The 22,605-nt window shown below is 67.5% G+C and carries 21 protein-coding genes; 9 read left to right on the top strand and 12 right to left on the bottom strand.

Going from position 1 to position 22,605, the window contains the following annotated elements; translation table 11 throughout:
* The first annotated feature begins 18 nt into the window (after positions 1 to 18).
* On the top strand, positions 19 to 1,533 hold the full coding sequence (glpK, locus tag BEP68_RS06820; RefSeq protein WP_053095934.1) for a glycerol kinase GlpK: 1,515 nt from the start codon (positions 19 to 21) through the stop codon (positions 1,531 to 1,533).
* Positions 1,534 to 1,535: 2 nt separating this feature from the next.
* Here the strand turns inward: glpK and BEP68_RS06815 are convergent, their stop codons facing one another.
* Positions 1,536 to 2,471, bottom strand: a complete 936-nt coding sequence (locus BEP68_RS06815) for a LysR family transcriptional regulator (protein ID WP_187249574.1) — start codon at positions 2,469 to 2,471, stop codon at positions 1,536 to 1,538.
* Positions 2,472 to 2,549: 78 nt separating this feature from the next.
* On the opposite strand from BEP68_RS06815, the gene BEP68_RS06810 reads away from it, so the two are divergent.
* Positions 2,550 to 3,458, top strand: coding sequence for an EamA family transporter (locus tag BEP68_RS06810; protein WP_187249573.1), 909 nt, complete (start codon positions 2,550 to 2,552; stop codon positions 3,456 to 3,458).
* Positions 3,459 to 3,467: 9 nt separating this feature from the next.
* Here the strand turns inward: BEP68_RS06810 and ffh are convergent, their stop codons facing one another.
* Positions 3,468 to 5,021 (bottom strand): signal recognition particle protein, encoded by a 1,554-nt coding sequence (ffh, locus tag BEP68_RS06805; RefSeq protein ID WP_187249572.1) that lies wholly within the window; start codon positions 5,019 to 5,021, stop codon positions 3,468 to 3,470.
* Between the two features lie 13 nt (positions 5,022 to 5,034).
* On the bottom strand, positions 5,035 to 5,655 hold the full coding sequence (locus tag BEP68_RS06800; RefSeq protein ID WP_053095926.1) for a TetR/AcrR family transcriptional regulator: 621 nt from the start codon (positions 5,653 to 5,655) through the stop codon (positions 5,035 to 5,037).
* A 93-nt stretch (positions 5,656 to 5,748) separates the two neighbouring features.
* On the opposite strand from BEP68_RS06800, the gene lipB reads away from it, so the two are divergent.
* Complete coding sequence (gene lipB / locus BEP68_RS06795; RefSeq protein ID WP_187249571.1) at positions 5,749 to 6,402, top strand: lipoyl(octanoyl) transferase LipB; 654 nt, start codon at positions 5,749 to 5,751, stop codon at positions 6,400 to 6,402.
* Positions 6,399 to 7,388 (top strand): lipoyl synthase, encoded by a 990-nt coding sequence (gene lipA / locus BEP68_RS06790; protein ID WP_053095923.1) that lies wholly within the window; start codon positions 6,399 to 6,401, stop codon positions 7,386 to 7,388. Before lipB ends, lipA begins: the two co-directional genes overlap by 4 nt.
* Before the next feature lie 16 nt (positions 7,389 to 7,404).
* Here lipA and BEP68_RS06785 read toward each other — a convergent pair whose 3' ends face one another.
* The 3 genes from BEP68_RS06785 to smc are packed head-to-tail and all read right to left on the bottom strand — an operon-like array spanning position 7,405 to position 12,386.
* On the bottom strand, positions 7,405 to 7,905 hold the full coding sequence (locus BEP68_RS06785; protein ID WP_053095921.1) for a DUF2004 domain-containing protein: 501 nt from the start codon (positions 7,903 to 7,905) through the stop codon (positions 7,405 to 7,407).
* A gap of 44 nt (positions 7,906 to 7,949) precedes the next feature.
* Positions 7,950 to 8,822: a signal recognition particle-docking protein FtsY gene (ftsY, locus tag BEP68_RS06780; RefSeq protein ID WP_053095919.1), complete on the bottom strand. Its 873-nt coding sequence runs from the start codon at positions 8,820 to 8,822 to the stop codon at positions 7,950 to 7,952.
* A gap of 24 nt (positions 8,823 to 8,846) precedes the next feature.
* Positions 8,847 to 12,386: a chromosome segregation protein SMC gene (gene smc / locus BEP68_RS06775; protein WP_187249570.1), complete on the bottom strand. Its 3,540-nt coding sequence runs from the start codon at positions 12,384 to 12,386 to the stop codon at positions 8,847 to 8,849.
* Between the two features lie 543 nt (positions 12,387 to 12,929).
* Between smc and BEP68_RS06770 the strand changes: the two genes are divergently transcribed.
* From BEP68_RS06770 to BEP68_RS06750, 5 genes are all read left to right on the top strand, one after another.
* Positions 12,930 to 13,208, top strand: a complete 279-nt coding sequence (locus tag BEP68_RS06770) for a hypothetical protein (RefSeq protein ID WP_053095916.1) — start codon at positions 12,930 to 12,932, stop codon at positions 13,206 to 13,208.
* A gap of 13 nt (positions 13,209 to 13,221) precedes the next feature.
* The gene (locus BEP68_RS06765) at positions 13,222 to 14,310 is read left to right on the top strand and encodes a GNAT family N-acetyltransferase (protein WP_187249569.1); all 1,089 of its coding nucleotides are present in this window, start codon (positions 13,222 to 13,224) and stop codon (positions 14,308 to 14,310) included.
* Entirely contained in the window at positions 14,307 to 15,386 is a 1,080-nt protein-coding gene (locus BEP68_RS06760; protein ID WP_187249568.1) for a GNAT family N-acetyltransferase, read from the top strand. The genes BEP68_RS06765 and BEP68_RS06760 overlap by 4 nt, the downstream gene beginning before the upstream one ends.
* Positions 15,387 to 15,475: 89 nt before the next feature.
* Entirely contained in the window at positions 15,476 to 16,171 is a 696-nt protein-coding gene (locus tag BEP68_RS06755) for an ABC transporter ATP-binding protein (RefSeq protein ID WP_187249567.1), read from the top strand.
* A complete protein-coding gene (locus BEP68_RS06750; RefSeq protein ID WP_187249566.1) occupies positions 16,168 to 17,490 on the top strand; it encodes a permease in 1,323 nt (440 codons plus the stop codon). Before BEP68_RS06755 ends, BEP68_RS06750 begins: the two co-directional genes overlap by 4 nt.
* Positions 17,491 to 17,493: 3 nt before the next feature.
* On the opposite strand, the gene mutM is transcribed toward BEP68_RS06750, so the two are convergent.
* From mutM to BEP68_RS06720, 6 genes are all read right to left on the bottom strand, one after another.
* On the bottom strand, positions 17,494 to 18,357 hold the full coding sequence (gene mutM / locus BEP68_RS06745) for a bifunctional DNA-formamidopyrimidine glycosylase/DNA-(apurinic or apyrimidinic site) lyase (protein ID WP_187249565.1): 864 nt from the start codon (positions 18,355 to 18,357) through the stop codon (positions 17,494 to 17,496).
* A complete protein-coding gene (gene rnc / locus BEP68_RS06740; protein ID WP_053095908.1) occupies positions 18,350 to 19,042 on the bottom strand; it encodes a ribonuclease III in 693 nt (230 codons plus the stop codon). Before rnc ends, mutM begins: the two co-directional genes overlap by 8 nt.
* 17 nt (positions 19,043 to 19,059) lie before the next feature.
* Positions 19,060 to 19,269 carry a 50S ribosomal protein L32 gene (rpmF, locus tag BEP68_RS06735; RefSeq protein WP_017830754.1) on the bottom strand — a complete coding sequence of 70 codons (210 nt, stop codon included), beginning with the start codon at positions 19,267 to 19,269 and terminating at the stop codon, positions 19,060 to 19,062.
* Between the two features lie 2 nt (positions 19,270 to 19,271).
* Positions 19,272 to 19,820: a YceD family protein gene (locus BEP68_RS06730; RefSeq protein ID WP_053095906.1), complete on the bottom strand. Its 549-nt coding sequence runs from the start codon at positions 19,818 to 19,820 to the stop codon at positions 19,272 to 19,274.
* 82 nt (positions 19,821 to 19,902) lie between these two features.
* A complete protein-coding gene (gene coaD, locus BEP68_RS06725; protein WP_053095905.1) occupies positions 19,903 to 20,400 on the bottom strand; it encodes a pantetheine-phosphate adenylyltransferase in 498 nt (165 codons plus the stop codon).
* 30 nt (positions 20,401 to 20,430) lie between these two features.
* Positions 20,431 to 22,605: an ATP-dependent DNA helicase RecG gene (locus BEP68_RS06720; protein ID WP_187249564.1), complete on the bottom strand. Its 2,175-nt coding sequence runs from the start codon at positions 22,603 to 22,605 to the stop codon at positions 20,431 to 20,433.

The raw sequence follows: 22,605 nt of genomic DNA, 5'->3' as shown, positions 1-22,605 counted from the left end.
ACTTCAAAGGAGAACACAATGGCCGACTACATCATCGCCATCGATCAGGGCACCACCTCCAGCCGCGCGATCATCTTCGACAAGAAGGGCAGCATCGTCGCGACCGGTCAGAAGGAGCACGAGCAGATCCTGCCCAAGGCAGGCTGGGTCGAGCACGACCCCGCTGAGATCTGGCGCAACGTGCAGGAGGTCATCGGACTCGCACTGAGTCGCGCCGACCTGACGCGCCACGACATCGCCGCGGTCGGAATCACGAACCAGCGCGAGACCGCTGTGGTCTGGGACAAGACCACCGGCAAGGCCGTCTACAACGCCATCGTCTGGCAGGACACCCGTACGCAGGAGATCGTCGACCGCCTCGCGGCCGACGGCGGGGTCGAGCGGTTCAAGCCCATCGTGGGCCTCCCCCTCGCCACCTACTTCTCCGGCACTAAGATCGCCTGGATCCTCGAGAACGTCGAGGGCGCTCGCGAGAAGGCGGATGCCGGCGACCTCGTCTTCGGCACGACGGACAGCTGGGTGCTCTGGAACCTCACCGGCGGTGTCGACGGCGGCGTTCACGTGACGGACGTCACCAACGCCTCGCGCACGATGTTCATGGATCTCGAGACGCTCGAGTGGCGCGACGACATCCTCGAGGCGTTCGGCGTTCCCCGCTCGATGATGCCCGAGATCCGCTCCTCCTCCGAGGTCTACGGCGCAGCCGAGGACTCGTCACTGCTGCGCGAGACGCCGATCGCCGGCATCCTCGGCGACCAGCAGGCCGCGACCTTCGGCCAGGCCGCATTCAACACGGGCGAGAGCAAGAACACCTACGGCACCGGGTGCTTCCTGATCTTCAACACGGGTGAGGAGATCGTCCACTCGAAGAACGGCCTGCTCACCACTGTCGGCTACAAGCTCGGCGACGGACCGACGCACTACGCGCTCGAGGGCTCGATCGCCGTCACCGGATCCCTGATCCAGTGGCTGCGCGACCAGCTCGGCATCATCGGCTCCGCTCCCGAGGTCGAAGAACTCGCGAAGCAGGTCGACGACAACGGCGGCGTGTACATCGTCCCGGCGTTCTCCGGTCTGTTCGCGCCCTACTGGCGTCCGGACGCCCGCGGCGCCATCGTGGGCCTCACCCGCTACGCGAACAAGAATCACATCGCTCGCGCAGCGCTCGAGGCGGTCGCATTCCAGACCCGCGACGTGCTCGACGCCGTCAACGCGGATGCCGGAGTCGACCTCACGGAACTCAAGGTCGACGGCGGGATGGTCGCGAACGACGCGCTCATGCAGTTCCAGGCCGATGTGCTCGGTGTGCCGGTCGTTCGCCCCGTCGTGGCGGAGACGACGGCGCTCGGCGCCGCTTACGCGGCCGGTCTCGCCGTCGGATTCTGGAACGGACTCGACGATCTCTCCGCCAACTGGCAGGAGGACCGCCGTTGGGAGCCCTCCATGGAAGACGGAGAGCGCGATCGCCAGCTGCGTCTGTGGCGCAAGGCCGTCAGCAAGTCGATGGACTGGGTCGACGAAGACGTGAAGTGACCTCAGATACCTGAGTCGGCGGGCCCGGAGGATTCCTCCGGGCCCGCTTCATCATTCCGGCGCGACGTCATCGACTCGACGACGCGGAGGAAGGCGGACGTGACGTTGCGCGGGGCGCGATCGTCCCAGGCGACGTACTGAACCCGTACGGGACCATCGACGAGATCGACCGCCGCGACGTCGAAGGACGACGTAGCGATCACCCCCGGTGCCAGCAGTGAGATCGCGAGCCCCTGGGAGACGAGACCCAATATCAGCTCAGACGAGTCCGCTTGGAAGGGCACGTCACGTGTGATGCCGGCTGCCGCGAAGGCAGCGTCCGCCTGGGCGCGGCCAGATGTGCCCGCGGGAAAGTCCGCGAAGACCTCATCCGCGAGGTCGGCGAGGCTGACGCCGACATGCCCGGAGATGCGGTGAGCAGGGGATGCCGCGACAACAAGGCGTTCGCGGGCGAGTGCACGAAATGCCACGCTCCGAGGCTCGACGCCCTCTCGCAGTCCCAGCAGAGCGACATCGAGGTCGCCGCGCCGAACGGCCTCCACCAGCGTGTCGCTGTTGCCGACCGTGAGCTCGACCGCGGCATCCGGATGAGCGGCGCGGAACCGTGCGATCGCTTGCGGGACAGGGACGGCGCTGCCCGTGGGGATGACACCGAGATGAAGGGTGCCCACGACGTGGCCGGCCGTGGCAGCCGCAGCGTCACGCGCATCGTGCGCTGCTCTGACCGCCCGATTCGCATGGACGAGGAATGCCTCACCCGCCTCGGTGGTGCGTACGCTGCGGCTCGATCGGACGAACAGCCGCTGCCCGAGTTCCCGCTCGAGAGCAGCTATCTGGTGGCTCAGCGCCGACTGCGTCACGAAGCAGCGCTCGGCGGCGCGCGTGAAACTGGCGGACGACGCGACTTCGACGACGTATCTCAACTGCTGCAGATCCATGCATTCATGATCGCAGTTCATGTGTCAGGTGAGAACCCTGCGTTGGACTCATGGCTGATGGGCATTCAGGCTGAAGGAATGAACCGCCTCGCCCTGCTGCTGCTCACCGCGCTGGCCCCTCTGTCGTGGGGCACCACCTACCTCGTGACGACGGAGTTGCTCCCGACCGGTCATCCCCTCTTCGCAGGACTCCTCCGCGCGCTTCCTGCGGGCCTCGTCGCCATGTCGATCGGTCGCGCTCTGCCACGCGGAGCCTGGTGGCTGAGATCTCTCGCACTCGGAACCCTCAACATCGGCGCATTCTTCCCGCTCCTGTTCATCGCCGCGGAAAGGCTGCCCGGCGGAGTCGCCGCCGCCGTCGCGGGTGTCCAACCGCTGACCATCCTCGGACTAAGTGCTCTGCTGCTCGGAGACCGCATCCGCCCTGTCACGGCAATCGCTGCCGCCGTGGGTGCCGGAGGCGTCGCTCTCGTCGTGCTCGGACCAGCAGCCCAGCTCGATGCCCTCGGCATCCTGGCGGCGCTCGGCGGGGTGACTGCGACCTCGGTGGGCATGATCCTCACCAAGCGCTGGGGGCGCCCGGCAGGCGTGGGGGCCGTCGCCTACGCGGGGTGGCAGCTGACTGCGGGCGGGCTGGTCCTGCTGCCCCTCGCCCTGCTGTTCGAAGGCACTCCCCCGACCGTCGACGGCGGAGCAGCGCTCGGGTACGTCTGGCTCGGATCGGTGGGAGGCCTGCTCGCCTACATACTGTGGTTTCGAGGCATCCAGCAGCTGCCGGTGATCGCACCCGGGCTGCTCGCTCTGCTCTCCCCCGTCGTGGCGACTCTGCTGGGCGCACTCGTCGCCGGCGAGAGGTTCACGACGGCTCAGGTCGTCGGTGTCGTTCTCGTCCTGGTCGCCCTCGTCGGAGGACAGCTGACCGCGCTCCGGCGACCCCGCCGGTCGTCACGTGCTGCGGAACCGGTGCTGCCCGCGCGCCGACTCTGAAGGGACGCCTCAGCTCTTGCCGAAGAGCTTCTGGATCTCCGCGAGGTCGGCTTCGCTCGGCGCCTTCGCGCCCCCGAGACCGAAACCCGAACCCGTCGGAGTCGACGTCGGAGCGAGGCCGGCGTTCTCGGCGGCGCGCTTGGCGGGGTTGCCGGAACGCGAACCGCCGGAGGACTTGCCCTTCTTGCCGCGCTTCGACGACGCGCCGGGCTTGCCCATGCCGGGCATCGACCCCATGCCCGGGATGTTCGGGGTGCCGCCGCGCGCGACGGTCTTCATCATCTTCGCGGCCTGATCGAAGCGCTGGACGAGCTGGTTGACATCCGTGACCGTCATTCCCGAACCGCGGGCGATACGCAGGCGACGCGAGCCGTTGAGGACCTTCGGATTGCGGCGCTCACTGGGAGTCATGGAGTGGATGATCGCCTCGGTGCGATCGATCTCGCGCTCGTCGAAGTCCTCGAGCTGCTGCTTCATCTGCCCCATGCCGGGAAGCATTCCCAGCATCTTCTTCATCGATCCCATCTTCTTCATCTGCTGAAGCTGGTCGAGGAAGTCTTCGAGTGTGAACTGCTCGGTCGCGAGCTTCTCGGCCATCTTGACGGCCTCTTCCTCATCGAAGGCCTGCTGGGCCTGCTCGATGAGGGTGAGGATGTCGCCGAGATCCAGGATCCGGCTGGCCATGCGATCGGGGTGGAACGGCTCGAGGTCTTCGAGGCGCTCACCGGTCGATGCGAAGATGATCGGGCGTCCGGTCACGGAGGCGACGGACAGCGCCGCACCACCGCGGGCATCTCCGTCGAGCTTCGACAGCACGACGCCGGTGAAGTCGACACCCTCCTGGAACGCACGAGCGGTGTTCACCGCATCCTGGCCGATCATGGCGTCGATGACGAAGAGAACCTCGTCGGGGTCGGTGGCCTTGCGGATGTCGGATGCCTGCTTCATGAGCTCGGCATCCACGCCCAGGCGTCCGGCGGTGTCGATGATGACCACGTCGTGCTGGTGACGTCGCGCATGCTCGACACCGTCACGCGAGACCTTGACCGGGTCGCCCACGCCGTTGCCCGGCTCGGGTGCGTAGACGGTGGCACCGGCCTGCTCGGCGACCACCTGGAGCTGGTTCACGGCGTTCGGGCGCTGGAGGTCCGCCGCGACGAGCAGAGGAGTGTGTCCCTCCCCCTCGAGCTGCTTCGCGAGCTTGCCCGCGAACGTCGTCTTACCCGAACCCTGGAGTCCTGCGAGCATGATGACCGTCGGCGCGGTCTTGGCGAACTGGAGACGACGCTGCTCGCCTCCGAGGATCTGCACGAGCTCCTCGTTGACGATCTGCACGACCTGCTGGGCCGGGTTCAGTGCCTTGTTGACCTCGTCGCCGAGGGCACGTTCGCGCACCTTCGCGGTGAAGTCCTTGACGACCGTGAGCGCGACGTCGGCGTCGAGCAGCGCGCGCCGGATCTCGCGCACTGTGCCGTCGACGTCGGCCGCAGTGAGCTTTCCCTTCGTGCGAAGGTTGCGGAAGGTCTCGGTGAGCCGATCGGAGAGCGTGCCAAAGGTAGCCATGGTGACACCGAGTTTACGCGAATCCTGACCCGTTCTCCGCGCTCGCTGCCGCGGTCCACGGCAACCGCGCGATCGCGCGCACAGCGTCGGCGAATCGATCGCTGACGGAACCGCGACCTGCGCCGCTCTCGGCCCAGGCTCGCACCGCAGCGAGAACCGCGGCGGCCCACGTCGCTGCCGCGATGTCGGCGGTGAGCGCGGGGACGCCGGAGCGCCGGGCGAGATCGGCGAGGGTCGCAGCCAGGCGCGCCTGTCGCCGTGCGGCGTCCTGCTCGAGTTCGTCGTCGAGCCCCATCGCGGACGAGTTGTTGATCGCGAGTGCGAGGCTGTCGGGTGCGAAGTCGTCGACGAGGGCCGAGAGGATGCGTCTGACGTGCGCGCCGTCGCGATCTTCGTGCACCGCGACCAGATCTTCGACCGCACGACCGATGCGGTCGTCGAGACCGGACCAGAGCACGTCGCTCTTCGACGAGAAGTAGTTGAAGAAGCTCGAGCGGCTCACTCCGGCTCGCTGGGTGATGTCGGCGACCGAGGTGGCGTCGTACCCCTGCTCCAGGAACAGCTCGCAGGCAGCCTCGGCGAGAGTCTCCCGCGAAGACGCCTTCGGCCGCCCTGCTCGGCTCGTGCTGCTCATGTCAACACGCTACCGCGCGTCGCTGCGGCGCGCCGCCGTCAGTGCGGAGGAGTATTCTTAGACGCAATCCATCTATTGACGAGAGTGGTCTGCATGCTCGAGATACTGACGGCGGGTCTCGCCCCGACGTACGTCCCCTACACCGTGGGCTGGGATCTGCAGCGCAGCATCCATGCCGACGTCGTGTCCGGCACCCGTCCGGACACGCTCATCCTCCTCGAGCATGAGGCCGTGTACACCGCCGGCAAGCGGACCGAGCCGCAGGAGCGCCCCCACGACGGCACTCCGGTGATCGACGTCGACCGCGGCGGGAAGATCACCTGGCATGGCCCCGGCCAGCTCGTGGGGTACCCGATCGTCCGACTGCCCGAGCCGATGGACGTCGTCGCTCACGTCCGCCGCCTCGAGCGCATCCTGATCGACGTGCTCCGTCCGCTCGGCATCGACGGGTACCAGGTCGAGGGACGCAGCGGCGTATGGGTCCGCCGCCCGCTCTCGGAGGACAAGGTCGCGGCGATCGGGGTGCGTGTGCAGCAGGGCGTCACGATGCACGGCTTCGCGATCAACTGCGACAACACTCTCGCGGGCTTCGGCGGCATCATCCCGTGCGGGATCACCGACGCGGGCGTGACGACGGTGAGCGAGGTCGTCGGTGCTGACGTCTCCCCCGCCGACATCAGCGCCTCCGTGTCCGCCGCCTTCCTCGCCGATTACTCGACCGCCGACCGTGTAGGAGCCTCCAGATGACCGCCGCACCCGAGGGACGCAAGCTCCTCCGCCTCGAGATCCGCAACGCCGAGACGCCCATCGAGCGCAAGCCGGAATGGATCAAGACGAAGGCGAAGATGGGGCCCGAGTACACCGCGCTCCACTCGCTGGTGAAGAGCGAGGACCTCCACACCGTGTGCCAGGAGGCGGGGTGTCCGAACATCTTCGAATGCTGGGAGGATCGAGAGGCGACCTTCCTCATCGGCGGGTCGCAGTGCACCCGTCGGTGCGACTTCTGCCAGATCGACACCGGCAAGCCCGACGCCTACGACACGGATGAGCCGCGCCGGGTCGCCGAGAGCGTCGTGCGGATGAACCTCCGCTATGCGACGGTCACCAGCGTCGCCCGCGACGACCTCCCGGACACCGGAGCCTGGCTGAATGCCGAGACCGTCCGGAAGATCCACGAGCTCAACCCGAACACCGGAGTAGAGCTGCTCGCCAACGAGCACAACGCCGATCCGGCCTTCCTCGGCCAGATCTTCGACGCACGCCCCGAGGTCTTCGCCCACAATGTCGAGACCGTGCCGCGCATCTTCAAGCGCATCCGCCCTGCATTCCGGTACGAGCGCTCGCTCGATGTGATCACCCAGGCACGCAACGCAGGACTGATCACCAAGTCCAACCTCATCCTCGGAATGGGCGAGGAACCGGAGGAGGTCGTTCAGGCGCTGAACGACCTGCACGACGCCGGCTGCGACATCATCACTATCACGCAGTATCTGCGGCCGTCTCCTCGTCACCTGCCTGTCGCACGGTGGGTCAAGCCGACCGAGTTCGTGGAGTTCAAGGAGGAGGCCGAGCGGATCGGCTTCCTCGGCGTGCTCGCAGGCCCCCTCGTGCGCTCGTCCTACCGCGCCGGCCGGCTGTGGGCGCAGTCGATGGTGTCGAAAGGACGCGAGATCCCGCCGCACCTGGCGCACATCGCCGAGAGTGCAGACCTCGGCTTCGCCCAAGCCGTCTGAACTGAGGCGGGAACGGTCAGTCCGCGCTCATCACGGATTGCACGCTGCCGTCGGAGCCGAGGTTCACGAGCAGGACGTCGTCGGTGGTGGTGGCGTCGAGCGCGTACTCCAACACGGCGAAGGGCTCGGATCCACCGTGCTCGTCGGCGAGAATGGTCATGCTCATGAGCCGGAGCGATCGGATGATGTCGACGGCGGCGTCACCGCTCACGTCGACGAGGACGTCTTCGAGCTCGTCACCATACGCCTCCTGCTGCTGAAGGATGTACTCGGTGACCTCGCTCGTGCGATCGTCGACCTCCGCGAGCATGCCCCGCCGCGAGACCGCGTCGACGTTCTCGATCCCCGCGATGAGCGAAGCGGCGATGTCGAGCGCGTCGGCAGAGACATCGTCCTGGTCGGGAGCCGTGAGGTCGACGGTGACGCTCTGGTCACCGAGCTCCACCGTCTCGGACCAGAAGATCGAGCCGTCGGGCCCTGAGGACAGGAGTCCGAAGTAGTCGTGTTCGATCGCCATAACGCTATGAAACCAGCCTCGTGCTCGCGGCGGTAGTCCCGTCGTCAGCCGACGAGCGACTTGACGAAGACATGGGGGGTGAATCCGGTCAGATCATCGATGCCCTCGCCCTGCCCGAGGAGCTTGACGGGGATGCCGGTGCGCTCCTGCACGGCGAGGACGAAACCGCCCTTCGCCGATCCGTCGAGCTTGGTCAGGACGAGACCGGTGACGCCGGCATGCTGGAGGAAGGCCTCGGCCTGCATCACTCCGTTCTGCCCGGTCGTGGCGTCGAGCACGAGAAGGACCTCGCTGATCGGCGCCTGCTTCTCGATCACGCGACGGATCTTTCCCAGCTCATCCATCAGCCCGCCCTTGGTGTGCAGACGACCGGCCGTGTCGATGATCGCGATCTCGATGCCCTCACGCTGGGCGAACTCGATCGTCTGGTAGGCGACGGATGCCGGATCCTGGCCCTCCTGCTGGGGACGGACGATCGCCGCTCCCCCGCGCTGCGCCCAGGTGGCGAGCTGATCGACGGCCGCCGCACGGAACGTGTCGGCTGCGCCGACCACCACGCTGCGCTGGAACCCGCGGAGGAACTTGGTGAACTTGCCGATCGTCGTGGTCTTGCCGACGCCGTTGACGCCCACGACGAGCACGACCGCCGGTCGCTCGGTGAGCTTCAGGGTGGTGTCGAACTTCGCGAAGTGCTCCTCGAGCGTCTCGCGCAGCATCCGCTGGAGATCCTGCGGATCGGTCGTGCGGTAGCGCTCGACCTTCTCTCGAAGCTCCTCGACGACCCTCTCGCTGATGTCGGGACCGAAGTCAGCCGTGATGAGAGCGGTCTCGAGGTCCTCCCACGTCGTCTCGTCGATAGTGGGCTTGACGAACATCCCGCGCAGCGCGCGAGTGAGGGACCACGACTTCTCCGCCATGACTCCAGCCTACGGGTAGCGGCGTCAGACGGCGGCCGCACGGTCGCCCACGCGCTGCCCGACGACCGCAGAGACGCCGTCCTGACGCATCGACACACCGTAGAGAGCGTCCGCGATCTCCATGGTTCGCTTCTGGTGGGTGATGACGAGCAGCTGCGAGCTCTCGCGAAGCTGCTCGAACACGGTGAGCAGGCGGCCGAGATTGGCGTCGTCGAGCGCCGCCTCGACCTCGTCGAGGATGTAGAAGGGGCTCGGGCGCGCCTTGAAGATGGCGACGAGCAGCGCGACCGCGGCGAGGGAGCGTTCACCTCCCGAGAGCAGGGAGAGCCGCTCGATCTTCTTGCCGACCGGACGCACCGACACCTCGATGCCCGTGGTGAGCATGTTCTCGGGATCTGTGAGCGAGATGCTTCCGGATCCGCCGGGGAACAGCAGAGGGAAGACCTCTCCGAACGCGATCCTCGTGTCTTCGAACGCGCTCGCGAAGATCGTCTGCATCCGCTCGTCGAGATCGGCGATGATCGTGAGCAGATCCTGACGGGTCTGGGTCAGGTCGGCGAGCTGTTCGGTGAGGAATGCATGGCGCTGCTCGAGTGCCGCGAACTCCTCCAGCGCGAGCGGGTTCACGCGTCCGAGTTGAGCGAGCTTGCGCTCCGCATCAGCCAGTCGACGCTGCTGAATCCGTCGATCGAACGGGATCGCCGTGTCGAGCTGCTCGTCATCGGCGGGCTCCGCAGCGGGGTCCCGCGGAACGAGCTGGTCGGGACCATATTCCGCAACGAGAATATCTTCGTCGAGCGCGAGCTCCGACGCCACCCGCTCCAGGAGGCTGTTGAGGTGCAGCTTCTTCTCATGGATCTGCAGCTCGAGACCGTGGACGCTCTCGGTGAGGCCGGCCAACCTCTCCCGGAGCGAGGTCTCCTGCGCGCGCAGAGCCGTCAACTCCTGGTTCTGCGCCGATCGCGCCGACTCCGCCTCGGCCAGCGCGACGCGTGCCTCGGTGACGGACCGATCGATCGAATCGAGGATGCGCGGGAGCTCTAGCGCGACGCCGGATGCCGCCTCGCGCTGCGCACGGCGGATGACGGCCCGGCGCGCTGCCTCGGCAGCCGCGTCCCGCTCCTGCTCGCGCTGCCGCTCGAGACCGACGACCCGGGACTGGGCAGCGCGCACGCGCTCACGCAGCGTCTCGATCTCCAGGCGAGCCCTGACCTCGCCCTCGCGTGCGATCTCGAGTGCTTCGAGCAGTCCGTCACGCGCTGAGGCGTCGAGCACGGGCCGCGGCGCCGCGACAGCGGCGTCCCACTCGGCCTTGGCTGCCTCCGACGCGGCCTCGGCCTCCTGCACCGCGCTCTGCGCCTGCGCGAGCCCGTTCTCGAGTCGCTCGCACTCGGCGACCGCCGACTCGTGGGTGACCGTGATGCGGTTGACCTGCTCGGCGTGCGTCGCCAGCGCGGCATCGTGCTCGCGGAGCGCCCGGAGCGCGTCCTTCGCCAGACGACGGGATGTCTCGACGGACTCGTTCGCGTCCTCACGCGCCTCCCGCAGCGAGTCGACGATGACCTGCACTTCGGCCAGGCGGTCGTTCGCCGCGTCTCGTTCGGCGGCGAGCTCGAGGCGCGAGCGTTCGCCGCCGGAACCCGTGCGCAGAGTCTGAGCGGTGACGACGTCGCCGGCGGTGGTCACGATCGTGGTGGTGGTGTCGCCGGCGAGATCGAGTGACAGTCGCGCGGCACGCGCTGCGTCGAGGCTGTCTGCGATGACCACGTGCGACAGGATGCCGAGGACGCCGTCCGGCGCCGTGACCGTGTCGACCGCGCGGGTCACCCCATCGATGGCGGGCAGCTCGATCGACGGACGCGCGGAGTCGGCGATCACGAAATCGACCACTCCCCGTCGCTGCTCCGACGCGTCGCCGGCGAGGTCGAACGCATCGTCCGCGCAGTCGACGAGGACGCCTTCGGCGAGGGGACCCAGCACCGCCGCGACGGCAGCTTCGAATCCGCTCCTGACCTGCACCGAGTCGCCCACGAGTCCGCGTATCCCCGGACCGCCGGTCTTCACGATCTCCGCGGCTCCTCCGGAGATCGCGAGCGCGCTCCCGAGCGCCGCCGACTTCGCGGTGAGCGCGTCGACCTCGCGTTCCGCCGCGTGCAGCCGCTCACGGAGTGTCTCCCGCTCGGCTTCGGCCGCCGTCGCAGCCCGCTGCGCGCTCTCGTACGTTGCGGAATGCTCGGCTGCCGTGCCCTCAGGCGCCTCTGCATCGGCGATCGCCTCGAGGGCTTCCGCTGCCTCACGACGGCGCGCGTTCGCCGCCTCGAGAGCGTTCTCCTGTCGAAGAACCGCGCCCCGCACGGCAGCGAGAGCGGACGCGGCCGCATCGGCTGTGCCACGCAGCGAACTGATGCGCATGTCGTACGCCGACACCAGCGCGCTCTGTTCGGCGATGTCGACGTCGAGAGTGTCGAGTTCGGCGCGCGCGAGCATCACCTCGCGGCTCGCCACGGTCGCCGCTTCCTGGGCGTCACCGAGGCCAGCGGAGATCACGGTGATCTCATCCTTCGCCTCGTCGATCGTGCTCTGCGTGACCGTGACGGCGGTCACGGCCGCGTCATCGTCGTCCGAGCCGAGCAGCGCGAGCCGCTGATTGGCCAGAGTGTAAAGCCCGCGCATCCGCTCCTGCACCTGCTCGAGACCGAAGGCGACGCTTCTCGCCTGATCCACCGCGGCCGAGTTCTGATCCTGCTCGAGCCGTGCGATGTTCGCCCGCACCGCCTCCGCCTGATCGGACAGCACCAGTCGTTCGGTATGTCTCTCGTTCTCCGTGCGCGTGTGATCGGACAGGGCGGTGCGCAGCGCCACGACGTCGTCGGCGAAGATCCGGGCCTTGGCATCGCGGACGACCGCGGCGATCGTCTGCGCCTCTCGCGCGATCTCGGCCTGGCGTCCCAGCGGCTTCAGTTGACGGCGGATCTCACCCGCGAGGTCGCTCAATCGCGTGAGGTTGGTCTCCATCGCATCGAGCTTGCGAAGGGTCTTCTCCTTGCGCCGCCGATGCTTGAGGATGCCGGCGGCCTCTTCGATGAAGCCACGACGGTCTTCCGGCGATGCCTGGAGCACTGTGTCCAGCCGGCCCTGTCCGACGATGACGTGCATCTCGCGGCCCAGCCCCGAGTCGCTGAGGAGCTCCTGCAGATCGAGCAGACGGCAGTTCTCTCCATTGATCGCGTACTCGCTCGATCCGTTGCGGAACAGAGTCCGGCTGATCGTGACCTCGGCGAACTCGATCGGCAGTGCTCCGTCGCTGTTGTCGATCGTCAGCTGCACCTCGGCGCGGCCCAGCGGCCCCCGGGTCGAGGTGCCTGCGAAGATGACGTCTTCCATCTTGCCGCCGCGCAGCGTCTTGGCCCCTTGTTCGCCCATGACCCAGGCGAGGGCGTCCACCACGTTGGACTTGCCTGACCCGTTGGGTCCGACGATGCAGGTGACACCCGGCTCGAAGACGAAGCTGGTCGGCTGCGCGAAGGACTTGAACCCCTTGAGGGTCAGGCTCTTCAGATGCATGCGCGTACCGCGTCTCGGGGGTGAATCACGCCCATACGCTACCGGAATGACGGCTCAGAACGGGCATCCCGCGCGGGTTCGCAGTGAACCGGAATTCCGCGCGACACGCCGATCCACGCCGGTCATGCTTGACGGACACGCCCGGGTTTCGCTACCGTAACCTCCGGATCGCCACACGAAAGGAGGTTACCGATGATCACTCAGCTCACTGCTCAGGCCACTGGCCTCGCCGCGCCATTCGCGCCGCGCTCTGCGCACTCGGTAACCGCCGGCGTCCGTCGAAGCGCTCTCTCGTAGAACCGCAGCCCGAGAACTCTGCCCCGAACCATCCACCGGTCTCCGACCTGTGACGGGGCTTCTCGCCCGCTCTACTCCGCGCTCCGCCCTCTGATCCTCTCCGGATCACGGCTCTCCGCCGATCCCGGCGCTCGCCTTCGGGCGCACCGGGCTCTCGACTCTCACCGCGCACCGCCGCCCTTCAACGAAGGCCCTGCGGCCGCGTTCGCCGCACCCATCACCACCATTCATCTCGAAGGAATCATCGTGAACACCACGCTGTACCGCAGCATCCCCCACCCTCCGGATACCGAGGACCAGCAGGTCCTCCACATCCCCGCACCCGATGAGCTGCGGCGCCTCGCGCTGGCAGATCGTCTCTCTCTCCGGATCGGCCTCTGGCTGCTCCAGAGGGCACAGCGCCCTCGCCCGGTACGTCGTATCGCCGCCGCCGAAGCGGATGCGCTGCGTCTCGATCGACGTGATCGCACGCCCGGCGAGACCTACGCCCTGCTCACCTACGACCTGCAGCGTCAGCTGCGCTGACCTGGAGATCGCCATGAGCATTCCGCTCACCCCTGATGCGTCGCTGCATCCGCTCGTGCTGCCGGCACGAGCGGATGCAGCTGACGCCGCCGAATTCCGCGAGCTCGCCCGCGTTCGCAACGCCGTCTACCGAGAGCTCACCGGACGCACCGAGCAGGATCTGACGCCAGAGGCGCTGCTTCCGATCCTGCGCTCTCGCAAAGAGCGCACGACTGCCGTGTGGGCGGTGCGCGTCGGAGGCGAGATCGTCGGGCGCACAGTCATCGACATTCCTCATGAGGAGGGGTCGCGTGTGGCGATCGCCGCGATCGAGATCCACCCCCGTGTCTGGGGTCAGGGGATCGGAACCGCGATCCTGCCGCACGTCGAGGCCTTCGCCCGTCTCCACGGCCGCGAGGTCATTCAGAACTGGTCGGAGCAGCCGGCCAGCGACGGACCCAGGCTGCAGGCGAAGACGGGCTTCGGCAGCGTTCCGGACGATCACGTCGCACGATTCCTCATCCGCCACGGATTCGCCCTCGAGCAGGTCTATCGGGTGAGCCGCCTCGCGGTCACCCAGGAGACGGTTCAGCGTGCCGAGGAGCTGCGGGAGGACGCGCGAGCGCTCTCACAGGACTATCGCGTGCTCCAGTGGATGCTTCCGACGCCACCGGAGCACGTCGACGGCTACGCATGGCTCAAGTCGCGCATGTCGACCGACGCCCCCTCGGCCGATCTCGAGACCGACGAGGAGGCCTGGGACGCAGAGCGTCTGGTCGCCACGGAGAAGAGGGTCGCGGAGATGGGCCAGATCATGCAGGTCACTGTCGCGCAGCACATCCCGACAGGCGAGCTCACCGCATTCACCGAACTCGGAATCGGTCCGGATCCCACCGCCACCACACACCAGCACGACACTCTGGTACTCACCGAGCACCGCGGCCATCGTCTGGGGCAGCTCGTGAAGTGCGAAGCGTTCCTGTCGTGGACAGGCATCGCTCCCGCGTCACGCGACGTGATCACTTACAACGCCGAGGAGAACCGGCCGATGCTCGCCATCAACGAGGCGATGGGATTCACGGCCATCGCCTACGAAGGCGCGTGGAAGAAGGAGCTGTCATGAACACAAGCACACTGACGATCACACCTCTGGCCGTCCCCCGCGCGCTGGACGCCGAGGATGCCGCGGAATTCCGCGCATACGGAGAGCTCAACAGGCAGATCTGCGAGGAGCTGGTCGGTCTGCCCGACATCGCCCCCGATGCCGCGCAGATGCTCGCATCGTGGCAGGATCCCAGCGATACCCTGCAGACCGGTTTCGTCGCCAGGCTCGGAACCGAGATCGTCGGCATGATCACTCTCTCCTACGCTCAGGAGGCGGACGCGAACGCCGCAGAGGCGGACCTCCTCGTGCCGGAGAAGCACTGGGGACGCGGTGTCGAAGACGCTCTCCTGTCGCTCGCCGAGTCGGAGGCGCGCGCACACGGCCGATCTCTGGTGCAGACCTGGACGCTGCACAGGCCCATGGAGTCGGACCGGATGATCACACCGCGAACAGGGTGGGGTCGCATTCCGGCGATTCCGCTGTCGGACGCACTCGTCGCCCGCGGATATGAGTTCGAACAGGTCGAACGCAACAGCGAGCTCGATCTGCGCTCCGACCCCGCCCCGCTGCGGGCCGCTCTGGAATCGGCGAAGACCGCCGCCGGCGGCGACTACCGGGTGCTCCAGTGGATGGCACCGACACCGCCCGAGTTCCGTGACGGGTACGCGGCGATCCTCGCTCGCCTGTCTACCGACGCCCCGAGCGGCGACATGGACTTCGTGGCCGAGGAGTGGGATGCGGAACGTGTCGTGCGACGTGAGCGACGGCTCACGGGGGCCGGTCAGGCTCTGTCGATCGTCGCGGTGCAGCATGTGCCCAGCGGAGACATGGTCGCCTACAACGAGCTGCTCGTCGGGGCGGATCGCTCAGGAGTGACCCACCAGCTCGGCACTCTGGTGTCTCGCGAGCACCGCGGGCATCGTCTCGGCACGATCGTCAAGTGCGCGAATCTCCTCCGTTGGAGAGAGCTCATGCCGCTCACCCCGACGGTCTCGACGTTCAACGCAGAGGAGAACCGTCCCATGCTGAGCATCAACGAGGCGATCGGTTTCGCGCCTGTCTCCTATGCGGGAGCGTGGCAGAAGCGGATCTGATCGGAATCATCCGAGCGGTGTACGCGGCCGGCCACGGATCATCCGCCCGGCCGACGCAGCGGTCTCCATATGGCCGCGAGGCTGGATGCATGAACACGACGGTCCTCGACGCACGCTCTCTGGCCAAGTCCTACGGAACGACCCGCGCACTCGCCGGGGTGGATCTCACCATCCACCGCGGCGAGTCGGTCGCCATCATGGGTGCCTCCGGGTCGGGCAAGACCACTCTCCTCCACGTCCTCGCCGGCATCATCAGTCCGGACTCGGGCACCGTGTCGTTCCAGCCCTCGGTCGGTCAGTCGGTGGAACTCGCCGGACTCGGAGAATCCGCTCGTTCCCGGCTGCGGAGAGAGCGGTTCGGGTTCGTCTTCCAGCAGGGTCTGCTCATTCCGGAGCTCACGGCGGTCGAGAACGTGGCGCTCGCATCGATGATCAACGGAGTGAAGAGAGCACAGGCCACCGCTCACGCGGCGTCCTGGCTCGCCGCGCTCGGGCTGGCCGGGATGGAGGACCGCCGAATCGGCGAGCTGTCCGGCGGGCAGGCGCAGCGCGTCGCGATCGCACGAGCTCAGGCGACGGGTGCGGAACTCGTGTTCGCCGACGAGCCGACCGGCGCCCTCGACTCGCACACGTCGCAAGACGTGATGAATGCGCTGCTGTGGTCGACGACGGGCCAAGGGCGCACGCTGCTCGTCGTGACACACGATGCAGACGTGGCGGCGCGCTGCTCGCGGATCGTCTCCGTGCGCGACGGCCAGATCATCTCGTCGGCGGTGACCGCATGAACGCCCGCGTCCTGGCTGTGCTTCTTCGCGCCGGGGCGGGAGAGAAAGCGGTGCTCGCGCTTCCGCTCATCGCTTTCGGCATCGTCACCGCCCTCGTGCTGACCGTCGTGGGCGGGGCTCAGTCGTTCTGGACCTGGACCGATGAGTACGCGCCGGTGTACCAGGCGTTGGCCGCGATCGCGCTCGTGCTCCTCATCGTCCCGCTGATGAATCTCGGCGGGGCGGCCGCCCGTCTCTCAGCCCGCCGTCGTGACGAGCGTCTCTCGACCCTGCGGCTTCTCGGCGTGACGCCTCTGGGCGTCGGCGTCGCTACGGTCATCGAATCCATGATCGTCGCGGCCGCCGGTGCCGTCGCCGGAGTCGTCGTACATCTCGCCCTCACCCCTCTCGTCGGACTCATCCCGTTCCGTGGCACCACTCTCGGCGTCGAGGCGGTCATGCTCTCGCCCCTCGGCGTTCTCGCCGTCGTGGGAGCCGTCCTTCTCGTGGCGGCAGCGAGTGCTGTGCTGGGGCTCCGGCGCGTGATCATCTCGCCCCTCGGCGTGCGCCTGCGGACGACCGTCTCCACCGCGCACTGGTTCCGCGCGATCATCGCACTCTCCGTTCTTGCGCTCATGTTCGTCCTTGTCACGGTCTTCCCTTCCGTCGCAGGACTCGCGGCGACCATCGCCGTCCTCGCCCTGTTGTTCGCCGTCTCCCTGGCGGTGCTCAACGTGATCGGACCATGGGTCCTGAAGGTCGCCGCCGGGCGTCAGCTGCGCAAGGCCGAGCACGCAGATCGGCTGCTCGCCGCCCGTCTGGTGCTGGACTCCCCCAAAGCCGCGTGGCGTCAGGTGAGCGGCATCGCGATGGCGAGCTTCATGGCCGTGTTCGCAGGAACCGGCGTCTCCCTGATGAATGTGATGAACAGCGGCGACACGACGTCCGCGGATGCGGCCCTCGTGACAGACATGCGCACCGGCCTCGTCATCACCCTCGTCGCTTCATTCCTGATGGTCGCGGCATCCGTGGGGGTCAATCAAGCCGCGGCCGTTCTCGATCAGCAGGAACTCCACCGGAGTCTGCACCGGCTGGGCGTGCCGCTCGCGATCGTCGACAGCGCACGCCGACGGGCGATCATGTCTCCACTCCTTGTGACCGCGATCGGCTCGGCGACCTGTGCCGGCGTGCTGGTCTTCCCGCTGCTGGGGATCGCCCTGGTCACGGCACCCGAGTCTCTCCTCACGATCGCGCTCGTACTGGCCGTGGGGATCGGAATCGTCTGGATGAGCACTCGAGTGACGCGGCCCCTGCTTGCCCGGTCATTCGAGATGGTGTGAGTCTCAGCGACGCCGCTGGCAGCGCGGACAGTAATGACTCGAGCGGTTCATGAAAGCCTCCCGGCGGATCAGAATGCCGCAGCGCGGGCACGGCTGTCCGCCTCGACCGTACGCGTTGAGCGAGTGGGCGAAGTAGCCTGCCTGACCGTTCACATTGACGTACTGGGAGTCGAAGCTCGTGCCGCCCTCGGCAAGGGCCTTCACGAGCACCACTCTGATCTCGGCGAGGAGTCGCCTGCTCGCTTGCGTCGACAGCGCACTCGCGAGAGTCGCCGGATGGATGCGCGCAGCCCACAGCGCCTCATCCGCATAGATGTTGCCCACGCCGCTGATCGTCTGCTGATCGAGCAGCACTCGCTTGATCGCACTGCCGCGTGTGCGGAGTGCACGCAGGAAGCGATCGTCGTCGAACAGCGGGTCTATCGGATCACGGGCGATGTGCACGACCTGAGTCGGGATCCACGTCGGTCCGTCCGGCACCAGACCGTCGACCGCCAACGACCCGAAAGTCCTCTGGTCGGCGAAGACGATCGCGAGCTCGCCATGCCGAGGATGCTCGATGCTGATACGGATGCGCTCGTGGCGTTCCGCTTCGGCGTCCGGCGCGCGCAGCAGCATCTGTCCGCTCATTCCGAGGTGCGCGATCAACGCGGAATCAGCGGTGTCCAGCGGCAGCCAGAGGAACTTGCCCCGTCGGTCGGCTGCAGTGACTCTGCGTCCCTCCAGGCGCGCGACGAAGTCGGACGGCCCGGCCGCATGCCGTGTGAGAGCTCGTTCATCGAACACGCTCACGGCCGTGATGAGCGAGCCGATCACCGCGGGAGCGAGACCCGCCCGGACGACCTCGACCTCGGGAAGCTCAGGCACGCTCGTTGAGCAGTCGCCACGCGCTGAGCGCGGCGGCCATCTCTGCCGTCTTCTTGCTGCTGCCCTTGCCGGTCATCGCCAGATCGCCGACGACCACGGTTGCGAGGAATCGACGATCGTGGTCGGGGCCGCTCGCCTCCACCGAGTACTGGGGCGGAGTCGCACCGACTCGCGCAGCCAGCTCCTGCAGGCTCGTCTTCGGATCCATCGCCGCGCCGTAGCGCTCGGGGTCGGCGAGGAGTGGCGCGGTCAGCCGGAGCACGAGCTCGGTCGCCGCCTCAGGACCCGCTGACAGATACGTCGCGCCGATCACGGCTTCCATCGTGTCGGCGAGGATCGAGTCCTTGTCGCGACCGCCCGTCTGTTCCTCACCGCGTCCCAGCAGCAGATGGCTGCCGAGATCGATCGCTCTCGCGACCTCGGCGAGAGCGACCGTCGAGACGACGCTCGCGCGCCGCTTGGCCAACTCCCCCTCGTCCAGCCCCGGATGGGTCGTGAAGAGCATCACCGTCACGGCTTGTCCGAGAACGGAGTCGCCGAGGAACTCGAGACGTTCGTTGTGGGGGATGCCGCCGTGCTCGTAGGCATAGGAGCGATGGGTGAGCGCCAACTCCAGAAGCTCCGCGTCGATATCGACGCGGAGCTTCTCTGGGAGCGGTCTCGTCCCCCCAGGGACCTCAGTCACAATCGTGAAGTCGCGACTCAGACGTCGGCGACCTTGCGACCCTTGTACTCGAGGAAGAGCTCGGTGCCCTGCGAGTCGGTGACGACCTTGGCCTGGTGAGGACGGCTGTAGACGACCTGACCGTTCTCGATGGTCTTGACGAGTGCGACGGGCGCCGCCTTCCACTGCGCGCGGCGCGAGCGGGTGTTCGAACGGGATACCTTGCGCTTCGGGGGGTTACCAGCCATGACTAGCTCTCTTCTTTCTCGGCGGCTCGGCTCTGTGCCTCACCGTCTTGGTCTGTGATCTGCTGGAGCGCGCTCCACCGAGGATCGATGGGAGCCACCTGCTCCGTCCCGGTGCTCGCGGTCAGCCTCTCGCCCGTCTCCGGGTCGAGCCCGGGGCAATCCGGCTGACACACCGGCTGAAATGGAAGCGCCAATACGGCCGCATCCCTGACTAGAGTTTCAAGATCCACGTGGTCGTCTTGAACCTCGAAGTCAGTTTCTTCCTCACCAGGATACGCGAAAAGCTCCTGGAACTCGACTTCGACGGGCCGGGTGATGTCGATCAGGCATCTTCCGCATACGCCGGAGTACTCAGCGTCGGCGGTTCCGGAGACCAGGATGCCCTCGTGAACCGACTCGAGACGCACGTCCAGGTCGAGCGCAGAACCGGCTTCATACGCGACGATTCCCTCTCCCCAGCCTTCGCCGAGGGTCACCGAGAACTCGTGCTCGCGCATCTCGCCCGGCTTGCGGACGATGTCACGGACGGGCAGGACGAAGGGACCATTCATTCGGGAACGCACCCGGCAATGGTACCGGCTCCTGCGGGATGGAGGCTGGTTCCGCGCTGTGTGGAGACGGCGCCTCCGGAAATCAGATCCCGCGTGATCCGGTGTCGAGGAAGGAGGCGACCGCCGGAGGCACGAACGGCGACACGTCACCGCCGAGGCCGGCCACCTGGCGGACCAGGGAGCTGGAGACCAGGGCATGCGCGGGGTCGGGCAGGAGGAAGACCGTCTCGATGTCGGCGAGGTGACGGTTGACGATCGCCATCGGGGATTCGTACGCGACGTCGATCTGCGAACGGATGCCCTTCACGAGAACTCCCGCACCGACGTCGCGGGCGTAGTCCACGAGCAGCCCCATGCTCCAGGAGCCCACGACGACGTTGTCGCCGATCCCGTCCTCAGCGATCGACTGCTCGAGCAGCGACATCCGCTGAGCGATCGGGAGCAGCGCCTCTTTGCCGGGGTTGTGCACCACGAGCACGTGGAGTTCGTCGTACAGCTTGGCTGCGCGACGGATCACGTCGAGATGACCCAGGGTCGGCGGATCGAACGATCCAGGGACGACGGCGATCCGGCTGCTCATGCCCCCAGCCTAAAGCACGCGATGCCGCGGTCAGTTCTTCGCGAGTGCCGCCCGGTCGTCGTCGCTCACGCGTCGCTCGATCGCCGAGCGGAGTCCGGGATTCGCCCGCAGATCCGGGTCGTCGGAGAGGATGCCCTCCGCGAGCTCCCGGGCTCGGACGATCAGGCCCGAGTCCTTGACGACCCGCAGCAGCTTCAGGGAGGACCGAGCTCCAGCCTGTGCGGCACCGAGCACGTCACCTTCACCGCGGAGCTCGAGATCGACCTCCGCGAGAGCGAATCCGTCGAGAGTCGCTGCCACCGCGTCCACGCGTTCGCGCGCCACTGACCCCTCTTCGGCTTCGGTGACCAACAGGCAGAGCCCTGGAACGCCTCCTCGACCGACACGGCCCCTCAGCTGGTGCAGCTGCGACACCCCGAACCTATCGGCGTCGAGAACGATCATGGTCGAGGCGTTCGGGACGTCGACGCCGACCTCGATCACGGTCGTCGCCACCAGCAGGTCGATCTCACCGCGCGCGAAGGACTGCATGACGGCGTCCTTCTCGTCGGACGGCATGCGACCGTGCAGCACGGCCCGTCGGACGTTCCCGAGCCGGGGGTGCGTCGCCAGGGCCTCATCGAGCTGCACCACGCCCCAGCGAGGACCTGACGCACCCTCGGGCGGGATCACGGGCTGCTCCCCCGCTTCCGCCGTCTTCTTGGTCGTGTCGATCGCCGCGCATACCGCGAACACCTGTCGGCCCTGAGAGATCTCCTCGGCGGCGCGCTCCCAGACTCGATTGAACCAGCCGGGATGCTCTGCGAGCGGAGCGACGAAGGACTCGATTCCGGCTCGTCCCTTGGGCATCGTGCGGATCACGGAAGTGTCGAGATCGCCGAACACCGTCATCGCGACCGTGCGCGGGATCGGGGTCGCGGTGAGAACCAGCGCGTGCGGGCTGGCCCCCTTCGCGCGAAGCGCCTCTCGTTGCTCGACTCCGAACCGGTGCTGCTCGTCGACGACGACGAGGCCGAGATCAGCGAAGGTCGTCTTCTCGCCGAGCAGCGCGTGCGTGCCCACGACGATCAGCGCCTGTCCGGAGGCGACGCGGAGCGCAGCCTTGCGACGCTCGGCGGCCGGCATCTGACCGGTGAGCAGGGTGGGCATCACGAGCGGCGACATCTGCGGCCCGAGCATCTTCGCGATCGATCGCAGGTGCTGCCCTGCGAGCACCTCGGTCGGGGCGATCAGCGCCGCCTGACCGCCGGACTCGGCCACCTGGAGCATCGCACGCAGCGCGACGAGGGTCTTGCCGGACCCGACCTCACCCTGCACGAGACGATTCATCGGCCAGGCGGCGACGAGGTCGCTCGCCACCTGCTCGCCGACCGTCTTCTGGTCGGGCGTGAGGTCGTACGGCAGCGAGGCGTCGAAGCGCTCGAGCAGCCCACCGGGCTTCGACGGACGCGCGGTCGCCGACAGCGATCGCACCGCATCGCGCTGCTGCAGGAGGGCGGTCTGGAGAGTGAGCGCCTCGTGCATCCGCAGGGTGCGGACCGCAGGATCGATGTCGTTGCGGGTCTTCGGGCGGTGAATCTGCTCGAGCGCCTCTCGGGCGGTCAGAAGTTCCTCCCGCGCGCGGACATCGGGGGCGAGAGGCTCCGGCACGTCGCCGAGGCCGTCGAGCGCCCGCGTGATGAACTTCGCGATCTGCCACGTCTGCAGCGTCGACGTCGCGGGATAGATGGGAATCAGCACGGCAGCGCGCGCGTCCGCCCGGCGTCTGGCCGCATCCTCGTCGTCGAACAGCTCGTACTCGGGATGCGCGAACTGCGTCATGCCGTTGAACTCGCCGACCTTGCCCGAGAAGACACCTCGACGTCCGACCGCGAGGTCCTCGGAGCGCCACTTGGCCGCGCCCAGGTTCTTCGCGAAGAACGTCAGAGACATCTTGCCGATGCCGTCGCCGATCACGACGTCGACCATCGCACCACGACGGTTGCGCATCGCCCTGGCGCTGGAGGACAGCACCTCGGCGACGATCGTCACCGTCTCGCCCAGAGGGAGTTCACGGATCGGGGTCAGCTCGCCCGGATCCGCGTACCGTCGGGGATAGTGCGACACGAGATCGCCGACCGTCTTCATGCTGAAGGCTCTGTCGAGAGACTTCGCCGGCGTGGCGCCCAGCGCCTCCTCGAGCGACGAATCCAGCGTGAGCGACAT

The organism is Microbacterium sp. 4-7 (genome assembly GCF_014332665.1).
Classification (GTDB): domain Bacteria; phylum Actinomycetota; class Actinomycetes; order Actinomycetales; family Microbacteriaceae; genus Microbacterium.
This window is presented reverse-complemented; position numbering and strand designations above follow the sequence as displayed.